Source organism: Rhodanobacter sp. Root179 (assembly GCF_001428465.1).
Taxonomy (GTDB): Bacteria; Pseudomonadota; Gammaproteobacteria; order Xanthomonadales; family Rhodanobacteraceae; genus Rhodanobacter.
Window position 1 is genome coordinate 13,482 of the sequence record NZ_LMHR01000044.1, and the last position, 18,721, is coordinate 32,202.

Annotated in this window: 12 protein-coding genes; 7 read left to right on the forward strand and 5 right to left on the reverse strand. The window is 67.5% G+C overall.

Annotated features, from left to right (window positions below; all coding sequences use genetic code 11):
• The first annotated feature begins 2 nt into the window (after nucleotides 1-2).
• The 3 genes from gspD to ASD82_RS02735 all read left to right on the forward strand — a co-directional run bounded on the left by gspD (nucleotide 3) and on the right by ASD82_RS02735 (nucleotide 7,996).
• Nucleotides 3-2,642 (forward strand): type II secretion system secretin GspD, encoded by a 2,640-nt coding sequence (gspD, locus tag ASD82_RS02725; protein WP_056715039.1) that lies wholly within the window; start codon nucleotides 3-5, stop codon nucleotides 2,640-2,642.
• Between the two features lie 61 nt (nucleotides 2,643-2,703).
• A complete protein-coding gene (gene hrpB, locus ASD82_RS02730) occupies nucleotides 2,704-5,223 on the forward strand; it encodes an ATP-dependent helicase HrpB (protein WP_056715042.1) in 2,520 nt (839 codons plus the stop codon).
• An 88-nt stretch (nucleotides 5,224-5,311) separates the two neighbouring features.
• Entirely contained in the window at nucleotides 5,312-7,996 is a 2,685-nt protein-coding gene (locus ASD82_RS02735; RefSeq protein WP_056715045.1) for an EAL domain-containing protein, read from the forward strand.
• A 125-nt stretch (nucleotides 7,997-8,121) separates the two neighbouring features.
• Here the strand turns inward: ASD82_RS02735 and ASD82_RS02740 are convergent, their stop codons facing one another.
• The gene (locus ASD82_RS02740) at nucleotides 8,122-10,638 is read right to left on the reverse strand and encodes a pre-peptidase C-terminal domain-containing protein (RefSeq protein WP_056715050.1); all 2,517 of its coding nucleotides are present in this window, start codon (nucleotides 10,636-10,638) and stop codon (nucleotides 8,122-8,124) included.
• An 840-nt stretch (nucleotides 10,639-11,478) separates the two neighbouring features.
• On the opposite strand from ASD82_RS02740, the gene ASD82_RS02745 reads away from it, so the two are divergent.
• On the forward strand, nucleotides 11,479-12,657 hold the full coding sequence (locus ASD82_RS02745) for a TIGR03862 family flavoprotein (RefSeq protein WP_056715078.1): 1,179 nt from the start codon (nucleotides 11,479-11,481) through the stop codon (nucleotides 12,655-12,657).
• A gap of 18 nt (nucleotides 12,658-12,675) precedes the next feature.
• Here ASD82_RS02745 and ASD82_RS02750 read toward each other — a convergent pair whose 3' ends face one another.
• The 4 genes from ASD82_RS02750 to ASD82_RS02765 all read right to left on the reverse strand — a co-directional run bounded on the left by ASD82_RS02750 (nucleotide 12,676) and on the right by ASD82_RS02765 (nucleotide 16,701).
• Complete coding sequence (locus ASD82_RS02750; RefSeq protein ID WP_056715054.1) at nucleotides 12,676-13,452, reverse strand: glutaminyl-peptide cyclotransferase; 777 nt, start codon at nucleotides 13,450-13,452, stop codon at nucleotides 12,676-12,678.
• A gap of 29 nt (nucleotides 13,453-13,481) precedes the next feature.
• Nucleotides 13,482-14,861, reverse strand: coding sequence for an ATP-dependent RNA helicase DbpA (gene dbpA / locus ASD82_RS02755; protein WP_056715057.1), 1,380 nt, complete (start codon nucleotides 14,859-14,861; stop codon nucleotides 13,482-13,484).
• 64 nt (nucleotides 14,862-14,925) lie between these two features.
• A complete protein-coding gene (locus tag ASD82_RS02760) occupies nucleotides 14,926-16,353 on the reverse strand; it encodes a DUF2867 domain-containing protein (protein ID WP_157599053.1) in 1,428 nt (475 codons plus the stop codon).
• Between the two features lie 27 nt (nucleotides 16,354-16,380).
• Entirely contained in the window at nucleotides 16,381-16,701 is a 321-nt protein-coding gene (locus ASD82_RS02765) for a metalloregulator ArsR/SmtB family transcription factor (RefSeq protein WP_056715063.1), read from the reverse strand.
• 132 nt (nucleotides 16,702-16,833) lie between these two features.
• Here ASD82_RS02765 and folB point away from each other — a divergent pair, with 132 nt between their 5' ends.
• The 3 genes from folB (at nucleotide 16,834) to ASD82_RS02780 (ending at nucleotide 18,645) form a co-directional block, all read left to right on the forward strand.
• A complete protein-coding gene (gene folB / locus ASD82_RS02770; RefSeq protein ID WP_056715066.1) occupies nucleotides 16,834-17,193 on the forward strand; it encodes a dihydroneopterin aldolase in 360 nt (119 codons plus the stop codon).
• The gene (gene folK / locus ASD82_RS02775; protein ID WP_056715070.1) at nucleotides 17,193-17,681 is read left to right on the forward strand and encodes a 2-amino-4-hydroxy-6-hydroxymethyldihydropteridine diphosphokinase; all 489 of its coding nucleotides are present in this window, start codon (nucleotides 17,193-17,195) and stop codon (nucleotides 17,679-17,681) included. The genes folB and folK overlap by 1 nt, the downstream gene beginning before the upstream one ends.
• A 103-nt stretch (nucleotides 17,682-17,784) precedes the next feature.
• Nucleotides 17,785-18,645: a DUF6159 family protein gene (locus tag ASD82_RS02780; protein ID WP_056715072.1), complete on the forward strand. Its 861-nt coding sequence runs from the start codon at nucleotides 17,785-17,787 to the stop codon at nucleotides 18,643-18,645.
• Nucleotides 18,646-18,721: the final 76 nt, after the last annotated feature.

Below are 18,721 nucleotides of genomic sequence, written 5' to 3' on the forward strand. Positions count from 1 at the left end.
CCATGTTCCGCACGCTCACCCAGCAAACCCTGCGCGCCGCCACGCTCGCCTTCGTGGTCGGCGTGGCCGGTTGCGCCAGCCTGCCGCAGCCGCATGACGACGGCGCCCTGCAGCGCGAGGCGATGGCCGGCACGCAGAACCCGGTGCCGGCGCCGCTGCCGTTGAACACCAGCGTGGCCAGTGGCAGCGAGGCCACGGCGAGCCCCGAGATCAGCCACGGCAGCGGCCAGTTCATCCATCCCAACGCGCTGGCCACGCCCAGGCCGGCGGCCAGCGGCAGCGGCGCGGTGACCTTCAACTTCGAGAACCAGCCGGTGCAGGCGGTGGTCAAGGCGATCCTCGGCGACCTGCTGAAGCAGAACTACACCATCGTGCCCGGCGTGCAGGGCAACATCTCGTTCTCCACCTCCGAGCCGGTCGACGCCGGCCAGGCACTGCCGATCCTCGAAACCCTGCTGGGCTGGACCGGCAATGCCCTGGTGCATCGCGACGGCGGCTACGTGGTGATGCCGCAGAAGGATGCGGTGGCCGGCAACCTGGTGCCCAGCCTGGGCGCCACCGCACCGCAGGGCGGGCTGCAGGCGCGGCTGTTCCCGCTGCGCTACATCTCGGCCACCGAGATGCAGAAACTGATCAAGCCGTTCGCGCGGCCCGACGCCACCCTGCTGGCGGACCCGGCGCGCAACCTGCTGGTGATGTCGGGCACGCCGCAGGAGCTGGCCAACTACCAGAGCATGGTGCGCACCTTCGACGTCGACTGGCTGCGCGGCATGTCGGTGGGCGTGTTCAACCTGCAGTACGCCACGGTCGGCGACCTGATGCCCAAGCTGGACGGCATGTTCGGCGTGCACGGCGACACCCCGCTGGCCGGCATGCTGCGCTTCATCCCGATCGAGCGCACCAACGCGCTGGTGGTGATCAGCACCCAGCCCGACTACCTGCGCGAAGTGGGCGACTGGATCGCCCGCATCGATCGTGGCGGTGGCAACGAGCCCCAGCTGTTCGTCTACGACGTGCGCAACATCAAGGCCTCGGACCTGGCCCGCTACCTGGCCAACATCTACACCAACGGCGCCGGTGGCGGCGGCACCGGCGACAGCGGCGGCCAGGTGGGCCCGGGCCTCACCGGCGCCACCCTGGGCAGCGCCGAGAACGCCAGCGGCACCAGCATGGGCAGCACCGCCGGCGGCTTCGGCAACGCGGCGGATGGCTCGCGCAACGGCGGCATCGGTGGCGGCATCAATGGCACCGACAGCAATGGCGGCCTGAACATGGGCAGCGCTCGCGATGCCGGCGGCAGCGGCACCAGCGGCGGCTTCGGCAGCACCTCGAGCAGCAGCTTCGGCAATGCCGCCGGTGGCAACGCCGCCGGTGACCAGCAGTACAGCTCCAGCGACGGCAGCGTGCGGATCAGTTCGGTCGACAGCAACAACCAGCTGCTGGTGCGCGCGCGGCCTTCGCAGTGGGAAGAGATCAAATCGGCCATCAGCAAGCTCGACAACGTGCCGATGCAGGTGCAGATCGAGACGCGCATCCTGGAGGTGAACCTCACCGGCGAATTCCAGTTCGGCGTGCAGTGGTACCTGGAAGGCCTCACCGGCAGCACCACCACCAGCGACGACAGCGGCAACTCGGTACTCGTGCCGGGCCAGCCCTACCGCCATCGCCAGATCGGCCTGGGCCAGGGCGGCAACGCGTTTCGTGGCGAACCGTTCTTCTACTCCTTCCTCAACAGCAACCTGCAGGTCGCCGTGCGCGCGATGGAGACCAGCGGCAACACCAAGACGCTGTCGGCGCCGTCGATGGTGGTGATGAACAACCAGACTGCCAGCATTGCGGTGGGCAACCAGATCCCGATCAACCAGACCAGCGTGAACACCGGCATCGGCAACGCCAGCACCTACAGCCAGGTCAGCTACCTCAACACCGGCGTGATCCTCAACGTGCAGCCGCGTATCAATCCCGGTGGCCTGGTCTACATGAACATCAGCCAGGAGGTGAGCCAGGCCGACCGTTCGGTGCCACTGGTCAACGGCAATCCGGCGATCTCGCAGCGCAAGCTGGCCACCCAGGTGGCCGTGCAGAGCGGCCAGACCGTACTGCTGGGTGGCCTGATCGAGCAGGCCGAAGGCAACACCGACACCGGCATTCCCGGCCTCAACCGCATTCCCGTGCTGGGCCGGTTGTTCGGCAGCACCAATCGCAGCCGCAACCGCACCGAGCTGATCGTGCTGATCACGCCGCGAGTGATCCGCGGCGGCGCCGATGCCAAGCAGATCACCGACGACTACCAGAACAAGTTCGAGTCGCTGACCCCGCTGCGCAAGTCAGGCGAACTCGTTCCCACGGCAGCAGCCGCCACCGTGCCGCTGCCGGCTGTGCCGTCGCCGCCACCGGCGCCGGCGCCGAGCTGGCCCGAACAGATGCAGCAGCATGCGGAACTGGCGCTGGGCAAGGGCGACTATCTGAACGCGCAGAACCTGGCGATCCAGTCGTGGCAGCAGGGCACGCATCATGGCGAGCTGTGCGAACGCAACTGGCAGCTGGTCATCGAGGCACGCCAGCATGCGCAGGATGCGAAGGGCCTGGAGCTGGCGCGCAAGCGCCTGGCCGATTGCCGTGCACCGGTGAAGTCGCCATAACGCCACGCCCTCGCGGAGCAGGCCGGGCCTGCTCCGCCTGCAGCCACTATCATTCGCGCGGATGACTGCATCCACGCCGAATTTCCCGATCACCCCGCTGCTGCTGCAGATCGTCGCCGCGCTGGCGACGCATCCGCGGCTGGTGCTGGAAGCGCCGCCGGGCGCGGGCAAGACCACCCAGGTGCCGCTGGCCCTGCTCGACGCCGCCTGGCTGGCCGGGCAGAAGATCGTGATGCTGGAGCCGCGCCGGATCGCGGCGCGCTCGGCAGCGCAGTTCATGGCGCGGCAACTGGGCGAGGAGGTCGGGCAGACCGTCGGCTACCGGATCCGCTTCGAGTCGAAGGTGAGCGCGGCCACCCGCATCGAGGTGGTCACCGAAGGCATCCTGACCCGGCTGATCCAGCATGACCCGGAGCTGGCGGGCATCGGCGCGATCGTGTTCGACGAATTCCACGAACGCCATCTCGCCGGTGATCTCGGCGCCGCGCTGGCGCTGGACCTGCAGGCCACCTTGCGGCCCGGGCTGCGCCTGCTGCTGATGTCGGCCACGCTGGATGGCGAGCGCATCGCCCAATGGCTGGACGCGCCGCGGCTGTCCAGCCCCGGCCGCAGCTTCGCGGTGCGCATCGAACATCCGCCGGCGCGCACGCAGGAGGCGATCGAACACCAGCTCGCCCGGGTGGTGCGCCAGGCGCTGGAGGAAAACGACGGCGACGTGCTGGCCTTCCTGCCCGGCCGCCGCGACATCGCCCGCGTGCAGGCGGTGCTGGCGCAGACCCTGACGCGCGACGACGTCGACGTGCTGGCCCTGCATGGCGAACTCTCGCTGATCGATCAGCAGGCAGCGCTGGCGCCGGCGGAGTCGGGCCTGCGCCGGGTGGTGCTGGCCACCAACGTGGCCGAGTCCAGCATCACCTTGCCGGGCATTCGCGCGGTGGTCGACAGCGGCCTGGCGCGCGAGCCGCGTTTCGATCCGAACTCCGGCTTCACCCGGCTGGAAACGATGAGCATCTCGCAGGCCTCGGCCGACCAGCGCGCCGGTCGCGCCGGTCGCGTGGCGGAAGGCACGGCGTATCGGCTGTGGCCGCAGAGCCGCCGGCTGGAACCGGCGCGCACCGCGGAGATCGCCCAGGCCGAGCTATCCTCGCTCGCGCTGGAACTGGCGGCCTGGGGCATCACCGCCAGCAGCGACGCCGACCTGCCCTGGCTCGATCCGCCGCCGGCCGGCGCGCTGGCGCAGGCGCGCGAACTGCTGCAGCAACTGGGTGCTCTCGGCGACGATGGCCGCATCACCGCGTTGGGCAAGCGCATGCTCGAACTCGGCGCCAGCCCGCGCATGGCGGCGGCCGCCCTGCGTGCACCGCCGCCGTTGTACGCGCTGGTGGCCGACCTGCTGGCCTTGCTGGATGCCCGTTCGCCGATGCGCGGCGAACAGGCACGCAACGATGACCTGCGTGTGCGCCTCGCTGCGCTGCATGCCTGGCGTGACCGTCGCGGTGCCCAGGCGCGTGACGCGGACGCCGGCGCGCTGGCGGCGATCGAGCAGGCCAGCAAGGGTTGGCGCCGTCGCCTCGACGTGCGCAGCGCCGCCAGTGGCGTGCCGCACAGCCACAGTGTCGGCGACCTGCTGCTGCACGCCTTTCCCGACCGGGTGGCGCGCCGCGATGACGGCAACCCCACGCGCTACACGCTGGCCAATGGCCGCGGCGCGCGCCTGCACGAGAACACCGCCTTGCTGGGCGAGCCGTGGCTGGTCGTCATCGAGTTGCGCCGCGACAGTCGCGACAGCCTGATCCTGGCGGCAGCGCCGCTGGACCCGCGCGTGCTGGAGCGCGATTTCCCGGCCCGCTTCAGCCGCGAACGCAGCCTGCGCTGGAACGAGCAGCGCGGTGCCGCCGAGGCCTTCGACGAATCGCGTTTCGGCGCGATCGTGCTGGAACGTCACAGCGTGCCGGTGAAACCGTCCGACGCCTTGCCCGCGCTGCTCGCCGCCGTGCGCGCGCGGGGCATCGACAGTTTGCCGTGGAGTGATCACGCGCGGCGCCTGCGCGCACGGATGCAGGCCCTGCGCCAGTGGATGCCCGAGCTTGGCTTGCCGGATGTCTCCGCCGCCGCCTTGCTGGCTTCGCTGGAGGACTGGCTGGCGCCGTGCCTGGCAGGACGTCATCGACTCGATGCGCTGGGGCCGGAGGATCTGTCCCAGGCGCTGGCGTCGCGTCTGGATCACCAGCAGCGTCGCATGCTGGATGCGCAGGCGCCGGAAAGCCTGGTGGTGCCCAGCGGCCAGCAGCGCCGGCTGGAGTACACCGAAGACGGACCGCCGGTGCTGGCGGTGAAACTGCAGGAGTTGTTCGGCCTGGCCGACACCCCGCGCGTGGGCGGCGGTCGCGTGCCGGTCACCCTGCACCTGCTGTCGCCGGCGGGACGACCGATCCAGGTGACCCAGGACCTGAAGGGCTTCTGGGAGCGCACCTATCCCGAGGTCAGGAAGGAAATGAAGGGCCGCTATCCGCGCCATCCCTGGCCCGATGATCCGTGGACCGCCACGCCGACGCACCGCGCGAAACCGCGCGAGCGCTGAGGGTGTGCGGCTCGTAACGGTCAGAGCACGTGGTGCTCTTGTACCATCGACGCTTGCGGACGTTGCGCGTGGGGAGCTGCCAGAAAACATGGATCGCGACGAGCTTGACCCGGCCCGGGCGGATCAGCGGGAAGACCATGACGCCCGACTGTCGCTGGCCAAGCCATCGCCATGGCGGCTCAGCGCGTGGCTGTGGAGCCTGCTGGTCCTGCTGGGCGGACTGGCCCTGGCGCTGTCCGTGCACCATCAGCAGCAGCAACGCCGCCTGGCGGAGCAGTCCTTCGTTCGTGGCGAACTGGCCAACAAGACGTTCGCGGCGCTGCAGGACAAGCTGCATTCGGCCGAAGCGATGCTGCGCGCCGTGCAGACGCTGTTCCTCGCGTCGGACCAGGTGACCCAGGTCGAGTTTGCGAATTTCTACACCAACCTGCGCCCCCGCGAGCAGTTTCCCAGCCTGCTGGCGCTGGCCTATGCGCAACGCGAACAGGATGGCGCGGGCGAGCGCTACATGACGCGATGGGTCGAGCCCGGCACCGGCAATGCGGCGGTGATCGGCCTGGATGTGGGAGCGCAGCCGAACAACCTGGCCGGCCTGCTGGCCTCGCGCGACAGCGACCAGGCCACCCTGTCCGCGCCGTTTCGCCCGGTGCAGCAGCGGGGCGCCAGCGGCACCGAGGACGGCATCACCCTGCGCCTGCCCGTGTTCAGCCCGGGCGACCCGCCGCAATCGCTCGCCCAACGGCACCAGCGCATGCGCGGCTCGATCGCCGTGTCCTTTCGCGTCAGCACGCTGATCGACAGCGTGCTGCAGGATGACGTGCGACGCGACCTGCGGCTGCAACTGGCCGACGTGACGGAAGCCGGCCACGTGCTGCCGCTGTTCGATTCGATGCCCGGCAAACCGGAGGTTCGCGGCAGCTATCGCTTCGAGCGTCGGCTGGCCTACGGCGGCAGGGTCTGGGACGTGGTGATGCAGCCACGCGACACTACCCCTCCCGCGATCGACTGGCGCCAGTCGACCCTGCCTGGCGGCTTGCTGGTGAGCTTGCTGCTGGCCCTGCTGGTGTACTCCATCGTCGGGACGCGGCAGCGCGCGCTCGAGCTGGGCTGGCAGATGAGCCGGCGCTATCGCGAGAGCGAGGAGCGCTTCCGCGCACTGAACGAATTGCTGCCCGCGCTGGTGCTGCTGGCCGAAGTCGATGGCGGCCGGATCACCTACGCGAACCGCACCTCGCGCGATCGCCTCGGTGACCAGGTCACCGAGCAGCGCCTGCCCGACCTGTTCGACGACGAGATCCTGCGCCGGCAGCTGAGCGATGCCGAAACCCGCGGCTGCAGCCGGATCGAGGCGCGCCTGCACAACACGGCTGGCGCGCATTTCTGGGCCAGCGTGGCGATCTCGCGCATCGAGCTGGGCGGAGTCGGCAAGTTGCTGATGGTGGCCAGCGACATCACCGAACAGCGCCAGCTGACCGAGCTGCTCAGTCACCAGGCCAGCCACGACGCCCTGACCGATCTGTACAACCGGCGCGAATTCGAGCGCCGCCTGCATGATTCGCTGGCGGCCGGCGTGGCGGGCCCGCCGATCATCGTGCTGCTGTACGTCGACCTCGATCAGTTCAAGCTGATCAACGACACCTCGGGTCATCTCGCCGGCGATCAGCTGCTGGCCCAGCTTTCGATCGTGATGCGCAAGCAACTGGGCGGCACCGACGTGCTGGCCCGGCTCGGCGGCGACGAGTTCGGGGTGCTGTTGACCCGGGTGGCCGACCAGCAGGAAGCGGAGCGGATCGCCGAACGCGTGCGTCGCTGCATCGATGGCTACGTGTTCATCTGGGAACAGCGCAGCTACACGATCAGTGCCAGCATCGGCGGCGTGGTCGCCGAGCCGGCCGGCATCTCGGCCAAGGATCTGCTGACCCAGGCCGACACCGCCTGCTACGTGGCCAAGGAGTCCGGCCGCAATCGCGTGCACTTCTACTCCGAGCGCGACGACCAGACAGTGCGCCGGCGCAGCGAGATGGAGTGGGCCAACCGCCTGCGCTGGGCCGTCGACGAACATCGTCTGCAGCTCACCTACCAGGAAGTGTGGCCACTGCCGCTGGGCGACGGCGCCGAACCCGGCATCGAGATGCTGTTGCGCTTCCGCGAGGAGTCCGGGCAGCTGGTGGTGCCCGGCGTGTTCCTGCCGGCGGCGGAGCGTTACGGCCTGATGCCGTCGGTCGACCGCTGGGTGATCGAGACCACGCTGGCCAACTTCGAGCGGCTGCATCCGGCCGGCAACCGGCTGGACATGGTGGCAATCAACCTGTCCGGCGCCAGCATCGAGGACCCGGCCCTGGTCGACCGGATCATCGAACTGCTGCAGCGCTACCGGGTGGAGCCTTCGCGGGTGTGTTTCGAGATCACCGAGACCGTGGCGGTGCGCAACCTGTCCCAGGTGGTGCGCTGCATGGCCTTGTTGCGCAGCGCTGGTTGCCGCATCGCGCTGGACGATTTCGGCGCGGGCATGTCCTCGTTCACCTATCTGAAAAACCTGCCGCTGGACATCATCAAGATCGACGGCAGCTTCGTGCGCGACATGCTCACCGATCCGGTCAGTCACCTGATGGTCAAGGCGGTGACCGACATCGGGCATCGGCTGGGACTGGAGGTGATCGCCGAATGGGTGGCCGACGCCGAGACCGTGCAGGCGCTGACCGCACTGGGCGTGAACCGGGTGCAGGGCTTCAGCCTGCATCATCCCGAGCTGGCGGTATTCCAGCGCGACTGAGTGTTCGGCAGCGCGATTCATGGACGTCTGGACGTCCATACGCAGGAAGGCCCGGTCGTCGCCGACCGGGCCTTCCTGTCTGAAGGGCGGGGGCGCGTACCTGCGCTCCCCGGTTCTGCACTCGCTTACGGCGTGTAGCTGCCGGTCAGCGTGACGCCGCTGTAGCTGCTGTAGGCCCGCACCATGACGTAGTAGGTGCCTGCAGTGGCCGGCGAGATGTTGCAGGTCTCGCTGTTGCCGGCCACGTAGGGGCGGCAGTCGTAGCTGCTGGTGGTGGGTGCCGAGCCGCGCTTCACGTACAGGTCGGCGTCGCCGGTGCCGCCGGAGATCGCGAACTTGAGGTTGCTGGCGCCAGCGGGTACCACCATCGTGTAGTTCACCGCGTTGCTCTTCGTGGCCTGCAGGCCGGTCACCGGCGTGCCGTTCTGCAGCACGTTGCCACCACCGCCGCCGCCCGTGCTCCAGGTGGCCTTGATGCTGACGCCGGAGAACGCGGCATAGCCGTTCAACATCACGTAATAGGTGCCTGCCTGGGGCGAGGCCACCGTGCAGCTTTCGCTGTTGCCGCTGACGTACGGACGGCAGTCATAGCTGGACAGCGTCGGCGCGGAACCGAACTTCGTGTACAGATCCGCGTCGCCGGTGCCGCCGGATTCGGCGATCACCAGGTTGGTCGCGCCGGCGGGAATCACCACGGTGTAGGCCAGCTGCGCGCCCGTGGCGGCGGCCTGGCCGGTGAGCGCCACCCCGTTCTGCAGCACGTTGCCACCACCGCCAGCAGCAACGACCGTCACCGATGCGGTCCTGGTGTTGGTGGCGCCGCTGTTGTCGGTTACCTGCAGCGACACCGTGTATGTGCCGGCGGCGGCGTAGGTGTGACTCGGATTGGTGGCGGTCGAGGTGCTGCCGTCGCCGAAGTTCCACGCGCGTGACGCGATGCTGCCGTCACTGTCGGTGGAGCTGTCGGTGAAGTTCACGGTCAGCCCGTTGGTCACGTCGCCGAAATTGGCCACTGGCGGAACGTTGCTGCTGCCGCCACCGCCGATCCCATTGGCGGCGGCGCTGATGATCAGTTCGCCACGGCCGGTAGCCAGGTCATAACCGGAGCTGGCCGTTTCACCACCGTTGTTGCCCGAAGTGATGTCGTGGAAGGCAGACGCCGGCAGCTGGTACAGCAGCGGCGCGGCAAAACCCACGCTGGAGCCCTTGATCGCGATGACGCGCGCCCAGGCACCGGCAAACAGTGGCGCGGACAGGCTGGTGCCACCGTACTGCTGGGTGGCACCGCTGACGATGATCTTCGAACCCGAATTGGGGTCGGCATCATAGGCGATGTCCGGCAGGCCGCGTTTGCTGCCCGGGGCCACGCCGTTCTGCCAGCTTGGCTGCGGCTCGAACGTGCTGGAGCTGCCGCCGCCGCTGGTCCACACGGTGGCACTGCTCCAGGTGGTGGTGGACGCATTCAGCGTTGTGCCGCCCACTGCCACCACGTACTGCGACGCGGCCGGCCAGCTGGGCGTGACACCGCCGTCGCCACACTCGTCGGCGCCGGAGTCGCCGGTGGAGATCGAGAAGGTCTGGCCCTGCGCCACCGCCTGCTGGAATATCTGGTCCTGCGCCGCCGCCGAACCATCGCTCTGCGCGCCGGTTTCGCATTCGCCCAGCGAGACGTTGATGATCTTGGTCGCGTTGGCGCTGACGATGGTGTTGAAGTCGGCCGTGAGGTTGGCGTTGGACAGGGTCGGGATGTTGTAGAAGATCAGGCTGCCGACCTGGCCACCGGCCATGCCGACAACGTCCTGGCTGTCCAGGCTCCACTCGCCCAGGCCGCTGGTGTCAGTGCTGGTGCCGTTGGTGTTGACCGTCTGCGTGGTCACCCGTGCGAGCCCGGCGTTGTCGGTGAAGGTGTTGAGATCGGTGATGGTCTGGGTGATCTTGCCCTGAGTGACGATGCCCACCGGCACGCCGGCGGCCGTGGCGACGCCGGTGCCGCCGTAGATCGAGGCGAACTCGGTCGGGTTGTGGCCGGTCACTGCCTGGGTGGTGTAGCTGGCCTGCATCGGCACGGCGAAGGTGTGTGCCTGGTGGACGCTCTGCAAACCGATCACCGACAGCACACTGTCCTGCAGTGCGGCGGGGATCTGCACGTCATCGTTGTGCATGAAGGCCATGCGGCCTTCCCGAGTGCGCACCCGGGCGAACGTGGTCTTGAACGCAGCCTGCGCCGTGTCCGCCCGGCCATCGGCCGAAACCAGCATGCGGTTGGGGGCGATCTGCACGTTGGTGAAGCCGGCCGCGGTGAGCCATGCGGCCACCTGACTCGCCTGGGTCGCCGTGGGTGCATAAGTGGAGACGAACTCCGGCGCTGACAGCGAGTGCCGCACCATCGACAGCTTCGAGGACCTGGCCGTGGCAATGAAGCTGTGCAACTGACTGGCGTTGCGCAGTTTCAGTGCGACTTCGATATGGATGGGTTGCGAGGTCGCCAGCGGCCCGCTGATCACGTCACCTCGGCGGAGCTGGGTGGCGTGCTGGTTCAGTGCGACAAAAGCGTTGTTGCCGGTTGGCGTGGCATGGACCGAAGTGACGGCGGCCATGCTGATGGCTGCGGTCAGCAGCGTCAGGCGAAAATGACTTGGCATGTATGGTTCCCGGAAGTTTTTCGAGGCAAGCGAAGCCGCTGGGGCCGCGTGGACCTCATCAAGTGAGCACCGTGAAACTCACGGCGCCATCGGTTTTCTGGACTGCCCAGCGACTTCGTGCCTGCTTCGGCCGGCTCTTCTGCATCCCCCGATGATTGGCCGGTTGCATGTCCGAGCAAGTAAACGTCCATGGCAGGACGCCTTCACGGAATCATTCGTCAGACTTCAAGTTGGCGAACCGCGTGACGGTAGGATTTTCCACAGAAAATCGTCAATAGGATTTTTTCACGGGTCGGGTGAATGACATCACATTATTGGTAAATGGAAAATTGGATTAACTTGCGTAATTGCTTGCGGTTTTGGATCTGTCGATCCGCCGCTGCGTCCGGCTTGAAGGCCGCATCAGGGCTTGTTCAACGCTTCCGAAAGGCCAGAGTGCCGGAGTGACGATGGCTGCCAATATGCGTTTGTCGTTGATTAACATGAGGTAGTCATGAATCGCTTTGATTTGCTGGTTATGCGGTCTTGTCAACGCAATTAATTGCGTTTTGCGCAATATCATTATTGTCGGGTTCGCGAGGCTTGTTGGATTGGTGACGCCAACTCGCCGGCAGGGAGCGCGAAGGAAGCGGCATGCAGTTATTTCCGATTCATGCAACGGGGCTCTGGCAGGTCGGTTTGAGTCACGCACCACGGTCGGAAGTACACATACTGGCGGGGCAGGGAGGTGATGCCGGTCGCGCGTCGGTTCACGCCACCCTGGTGGCGTGCGACCATGCCGGAATGAACCAGACGAATCCTCCCCGACTGGCCATCGTCGGCGGTGGTCCGGCGGGCCTGATGGCGGCCGAGGCGGCGTGTGCCGCCGGCGCAACGGTCGACCTGTACGACGCGAAAGGCTCGGTCGGGCGAAAATTCCTGCTGGCCGGCAAGGGCGGCCTCAACCTGACCCACGCCGAACCCCGCGTCCGTTTCGTCGAACGCTACGGCGCGCGTCGCGACGAGGTGGCGCGCTGGCTGGACGTCTTCGACGCCGACGCGCTGCGTGCGTGGGCCAGCGAGTTGGGCGTGGAGACTTTCGTGGGCAGTTCGGGTCGCGTGTTCCCGCATGACCTGAAGGCCGCACCGCTGTTGCGCGGCTGGTTGCGACGTCTGCGCGAAGCCGGGGTGAACTTCCACATGCACCATCGCTGGCTGGGCTGGCAGGCGCACGACGCCCTGCATTTCGCCACGCCTCAGGGGCAGCGCGTGGTGCCGGCCGATGCCGTGATCCTGGCACTCGGCGGCGCAAGTTGGCCGCAGCTGGGTTCCGACGGCGCCTGGCTGGCGCCGCTGCAGCAGGCGGGCATCGACATCGCGCCCCTGCAACCCGCGAACTGCGGTTTCGAGATTCCATGGAGCGAACACCTGTCCAGCCGCTTCGCCGGCGCGCCGTTGAAGCCGGTGGTGGCGCACTGGGTCGATCGACAGGGCGTCGCGCATTCGCGGCAGGGCGAGTTCGTGCTCAGCGAGTACGGCATCGAGGGCAGCCTGGTGTATGCGATCGGCGCCGAGTTGCGCGAGCAGATCCGCGAACACGGCGAGGCCCTGCTGACGCTGGACCTGGTGCCCGGCTATACCGCGGCGGTGCTGACCGAACGTCTCGCCGCACCGCGCGGCAAGCACAGCATCGGCGACTGGCTGCGCCGTCGCGCCGGACTGGACGCGGCCAGATGCGCGCTGGTGTTCGAGTTGCTGGACAAACCCACGCTGGCCGATCCGCCGGCGCTGGCGGCGCGACTCAAGGCCTTGCCGCTGCGCCTGCGCGCACCGCGTCCGGTGGCCGAGGCGATCAGCACCGCCGGCGGCGTGCGGCTGGAAGCACTGGATGACGCGCTGATGCTGCGCGATCGCCCCGGCGTGTTCTGCGCCGGCGAGATGCTGGACTGGGAAGCGCCCACCGGCGGCTATCTGCTCACCGCCTGCTTCGCCAGCGGCCTGCTGGCCGGGCGCGGCGCGGCGGCGTGGCTGCGGCGTTAGCCGTTCGCGCTCGGCGGCTCACTGGCCGGCGCGCCGCACCAGTTGGATCTCGAACAGCTGCGGCCAGCACTTGCCGGTGACGAACAGGCGCTTGCGCGCCGCATCCCAGGCGATTCCGTTGAGCACGTCGTCGACCGGGTTCGGCAGCTGGCTGATGTCGAACAGGCCGGACAGGTCGATCCAGCCCACCACGTGGCCGCTGGCCGGATCGATGCGGGCGATGCGGTCGGTCAGCCACACGTTGGCGTAGATCTCGCCGTCGACCCATTCCAGCTCGTTGAGATGGGTGACCGGCACGCCATCGGCGGTGACCTGGATGCGGCGAACCTCGGCCAGCGTTTCCGGATCCAGCACGCGCAGCTCCGCCGTGCCGTCGCTCATGTACAGCTGGTGGTCATCGCGGGTCAGCGCCCAACCTTCGCCGGGATAGCTGAAGGTCTTCTGCGGGGTGAGGCTGGCCAGGTCGTAGACGAAGCCGGTCTGGCTTTGCCAGGTGAGCTGCACCATCCGGCCCTTCCAGTCGACGATGCCTTCGCCGAAGTATTGCTTGGGCAGGCGATGACGCTGCAGCACCTCGCCGGTTTCCAACTCCACCTTGCGCACGGTCGACTCGCCGACCTGGCCGGTGCTCTCGTACAGATGGCCGTCCTTGTAGAACAGGCCTTCGGTGTACGCGGCGGTGTCGTGCGGATAGCTGTGCACCACCTTGTAGCCGTACACGGGAATCGCGGCCCAAACGGAGCCGGCCGAGGCGAACAGGGCGAGGGCAAGCGTGCGGTGGAACCAGCGCGACATGGCAATAGTTTCCAGCTTGGTGGGTGTGTTCAGCCCAAGGGCCGCACGCGGAAGTTCCGACCTTTGATCTTGCCGGCGCGCAAACGTTCCAGCGCCTTGTTTGCCAGTTCGCGGCTGATCGCCACGTAGGCGCGGGTGGCGAACACGTCGATCTTGCCGATGTCCTTCGCCGCCAGCCCGGCATCGCCGGTGAGCGCGCCGAGGATGTCGCCCGGGCGCAGCTTGTCCTGGCGGCCGGCGTCGATCACCAGGGTCTTCATCGGCGCCAGATGCAAAGTCTTGCCGCGGGACGGCGCAACTTTCAGCGGACGCCACGGCAGCGGCGTACCGTTCAATTCCTCGATGTTCGCGGCTTTCGGTCGCTCGCGCGGCGCGCACAAGGTGATCGCCAGGCCGGCCTGGCCGGCGCGGCCGGTGCGGCCGATGCGATGGGTGTGGGTTTCCGGGTCATGCGCGATGTCGTAGCTGACCACCAGCGGCAGCGCCACGATGTCGAGTCCGCGCGCGGCCACGTCGGTGGCCACCAGCACCGCGCAGCTGTGGTTCGCGAAACGCACCAGCACTTCGTCACGGTCGCGCTGTTCCATGTCGCCGTGCAGGGCCAGCGCGGAAAAGCCGCGACGGTCCAGTTCCTGCGCCACCGCATCCACCTCGCGGCGCATATTGCAGAACACCAGCGCCTGCTCGACGTTGGCACCGCCAAGCAGCTGCGCCAGCGCATCGGGTTTCTGCGCCGGATCGACCTCGTGGAAACGCTGCTCGATCGCCGGCTGTTCGTCAGCCGGTGCGTCCACCGTCACCACCACCGGATCGTGCTGCACGCGTTCGCTGACCGCGCGGATCTCGTCCGGATAAGTGGCCGAGAACAGCAACGTCTGATGATGTTTCGCGATGCGCCCGATGATGTCGTCGATCGCCTCGGAAAAGCCCATGTCGAGCATGCGGTCGGCCTCGTCCAGTACCAGCACCTGGATCCCGCCGCCATGCAGGCTTTGCCGCTTCAGATGTTCCTGCACGCGGCCGGGCGTGCCCACCACGATGTGCGGGTCGTGCGTCAGCGAAGCCAGCTGCGGACCCAGTGGCATGCCGCCGCACAGGGTCAGCAGCTTCACGTTGGGAATGTTCGCGGCCAGCTTGCGGATCGCCTTGCTGACCTGGTCCGCCAGCTCGCGGGTGGGGCACAGCACCAGCGCCTGCAGCCGGATGACGTCCGCGTCGATCGACTGCAGCAGGCTCAAGCCGAACGCCGCGGTCTTGCCGCTGCCGGTCTGTGCCTGGGCGATCACGTCGCGGCCCTCCAGCATCGGCGGCAGGCTTTGCGCCTGCACCGGGGTCATTTCGGCATAGCCGAGGGTTTCCACGCTGGCGAGCAGGGCGGGTTTGAGCGGGAGCGTGCTGAAGGCGGTCATCCGCACATGATCGCATCTATGGCACAGGCCTGCCTCGCCCAGCTGATGGGTCGTCGCGCCGAGTTCAGCCGGCCGCACCGTGCAGCGGGAACAAATCCCGTTGCGGATTGACGGCGGGCTCGGGCAGCGGGAACGCATGCTCCACCGCCATGCGCAACATGTTTGGCGCGATATAGGCGCGATGAACGCGCTGGATCGCCGCCATGTAGAGACGGCCAAACAGGTTCTTGCAGTGCACGCGGGTGCCCAGGGTGAGCACCACCCGTTGGCCATCGAGCCGTTGCACGCCGACGCAGGAGCGGAAGATCAGATGCTTGTCGTCCGCGCCGAGGATCACCTGTGCCCGGCGATCGTCGCGGTCGATGCACTGGTCGAGCACCGGATAGCGGCGATCGAACAACTGGTCGCGCTGCGCAGACAGCAACGAGGACACCGGGCAGCCCAGCGGCGAGGTGCGCAGGCCGATCGGTTTCACCAGCAGGTTGCGCAGCGCCATCATTCGCGTAACCCCGCGCGGCGGATTGCGCAGGAAGCCTTCCAGCAAACGGCTCAGCAAAACGGTGGCGCCGGCTGGATCGGTGCTGCTCAGCGAGAGTTGGAACATGTCCTGGTGATGGCAGGTCTGGCCGCTCAGTTGTTGCGCCAGCATCGAGCCGGCCGGCAGCTGGTCGAGTTCGGTCAACGTCAGTCGGCCACCGATCCGGCCGAGAAATCCGCCGGCATGCCGCCACGCCGCCCATGCGCCGCGAACCAGGCCGGCCGCGCATCGCGCGGAACGACAAACAAGACCGTGCAGGGAACCGGGCGCGGCATCCAGCGACAGGTGCGTGGTGGGTACATGCAAGCGACCAGCGGGCAACTCGCGCAGCAGGTCGCTGACCGCCGTCGGCAGCAACACCGTGAGGGCGGGAATATTTGCCGCATTGGCCAGCACCTGGGCACGCAGTTCGTGCGGCAGGTTCCCGCCCAGTTCGTTGGTGTGGCATGACAGCGCAAAAAACGCGGGATGCAGTGTGTTGCTGGCCAGTGGTGCGAACTGGTGCCATGTATCTCCGCCGAAGCGCACGGTGAACAGGCAGTCTGGCGGGATGTTGATGTGCTGCAGGGCGTGGATGAAGCTGTACGGGTCCCGCTCAAGCTCGGCCGGACTGGCGGTGGAAAAGCGCAGCTGCGCGCCGCCACTGCCGGAAATCGCGGTGAATACGCGATGGCCAGCGTGGCGATGGAACGGGTGGCCCTTCGCACCTACGGTAAACGAGTACAGCGCGGTGGCGTCGCCCTTCGAGAGATCGCAGGCGCCAAGGCGCGCCGACGGTTCATCCAGTTCGTCGATGAACTCGGCATGCGCCCGCTGGCGCGCCAGCGCCTGGGCAAACAGCTGGTTGCCGGTGCCGTGGCCGAGCTGGGCGATCAGCGAAACCTCCACCGGCAGGCCGCCGGAGGGCGAAGCTATGCGCGTGCCGGGAAAAGACGCGACGCGTTCGATCTGCATGGTCATGGGCTCCGTGGGCTGCCGGGTTCAGCCGCCCTGCTTCTTCGTCGCCAGCTTGCGCGACTCTCGCTTCAGCGGGCCGGCCGAGGGGCAGATCTCGAAGGCGAAACCGGTGAGGGTGTTCACCAGGCTGTCCTTGTTGAGCGTGTAGACGACGAACTGGCCGCGGCGTTCGCTGGCGACCAGTCCGGCGGCCTCCAGCACCGAGAGGTGCCGCGAGATGGCCGGCGCGCTCATCGCGAAGCGGCTGGCAATTTCGCCGGCGCTCAGTTCCTGTGCTGACAGATAGGCCAGGATCTCCCGCCTGGGACGGGAGGCGAGTGCCTCGAAGATGCGGTCCACGGCCATGAAGTATTTCACTATTTAAAACATTAGTTAAATGTATATCTGTGAATTCGCGGCGTCAACCGCCGGCTTGCCGACTTGCATCCACGCGCCCGCTCGCCGACCCTGTATCACTTCGCCTCACCGAAAATCTCCATGGACATCGTTTTCATCGAAGACCTGCGCATCGATGCTGTCATCGGCATCTACGACTGGGAGCGCCGCGTGCGGCAGACGCTGGCGTTCGACATCGAGATGGCGTTCGACAACACGCTGCCGGCGGCCAGCGACGACATCGCGCTGACGCTGAACTACAAGGACGTGTCCAAGCGCCTGATCGACTACGTGGGCGCGTCGAGCTTCGGACTGGTCGAGACTCTGGCCGAGCGCTGCGCGGCGATCATCCGCGAGGAATTCGGGGTGAGCTGGGTGCGGCTGAAGTTGTCCAAGCCCGGCGCGGTGCGCGGCGCGAAGTCGGTGGGCGTGCGCATTGAACGCGGCGTGCGGCCGGACTGATGGCGCGTGTCTACCTGAGCCTGGGTTCCAACCTGGAACCGCATCGCCACCTGCGCGCGGCGCTGGCGGAATTGCGCGAGCGCTTCGGCGAGCTGGTCGTGTCGCCGGCTTATCGCAGCGCCTCGGTGGGCTTCGACGGCGCCGCCTTCGTGAACCTGGCCGTGGGGCTGGACACCGAGCTGGAACCCGAGGCGTTGAACGACTGGCTGCACGCGCTGGAGGATCGCCACGGCCGCCGCCGCGACGTGCCGCGTTACTCCGATCGCACGCTGGATGTCGATATCGTGTTCTACGACGACCGGGTGCTGGACGGTCCCGGCCATCTGCAGATTCCCCGCAACGAGCTGCAGCATGCGTTCGTGTTGCGGCCGATCGCCGATATCGCACCGGGCTTTCGCCATCCGCTCGGCGGGCGGAGCATGGCCGAGCTGTGGGCGGCCTTTCCCACGGGGAGCGAACCGTTGCAGGCCGAATCGCTGGCGGATTGAACCGGGCGCACTGTTGCAGCTGTCGCGCGGATGCTAGAAAGGCGCATCACGGGCCTGAGCCCGTCTGTCTGAACGCGGGTCCACGATCGAGGGGAGCAGGAACATGGCCGGAAAGTTTGCCCGCAGCTGGGCGTTGATGAAGGCGAGCGCCACGGTGTTGCGCTCGGACAAGTCGTTGCTGGTGTTTCCGCTGCTGTCGGGTCTGTGCACCCTGCTGGTGGCGGCCAGCTTCCTGGTGCCGGTGGGCATGATGGTGATCGGCGGCGCGCACGCGGGCGAGGACTTCCACGAACGCATGTCGGTGGGCAGCTACCTGCTGATGTTCGTGTTCTACCTGGTGCAGTACTTCGTGATCATCTTCTTCCAGACCGCCCTGACCGGCGTGGCGCTGATGCATCTGCGCGGCGAACCGACCAGCGTGGGCGCGGGCCTGGCGCTGGCGCGGTCGAAGCTGCCGCAGATCTTCGGCTATGCGCTGATCGCCGCCACGGTGGGCCTGCTGCTGCGGATGATCCAGGAGCGGCTGGGCCTGATCGGTCGGCTGGTGATCGGCTTCATCGGTCTGGCATGGACCGTGGCCACCTTCCTGGTGGTGCCGGTGCTGGCTAGCAAGGATGTCGGCCCGGTCGACGCGGTGAAGGAAAGCGTCGAGCTGCTCAAGCGCAGCTGGGGCGAAAACATCATCGGCAATGGCGGCATCGGCGTCGTGTTCGGCCTGCTGATTTTCCTGGCGGTGCTGGTCGGCGCCGTGCTGATCGGTGGCGCGGTGGCGATGCAGTCGGTCGTTGCGATCGTGCTGGCGGCGGTGATCGTGGTGGTGGGGTTCGTCCTGCTGGCCCTGATCCAGTCCTCGCTGCAAGGCATCTATTCGGCCGCGCTGTATCGCTACGCCGAAGCTGGCGAGGCCAGCGTGGGCTTCGACCAGGCCTTGCTGCAGCAGGCCTTCGCGCCGAAGAAGAAGTAGCGCAAGAGCGACCCCACACCGACCCTCCCCTGCTCGCAGGGGAGGGAGCAAAGCAGAAGCTCGAAGCGGCCGGGAT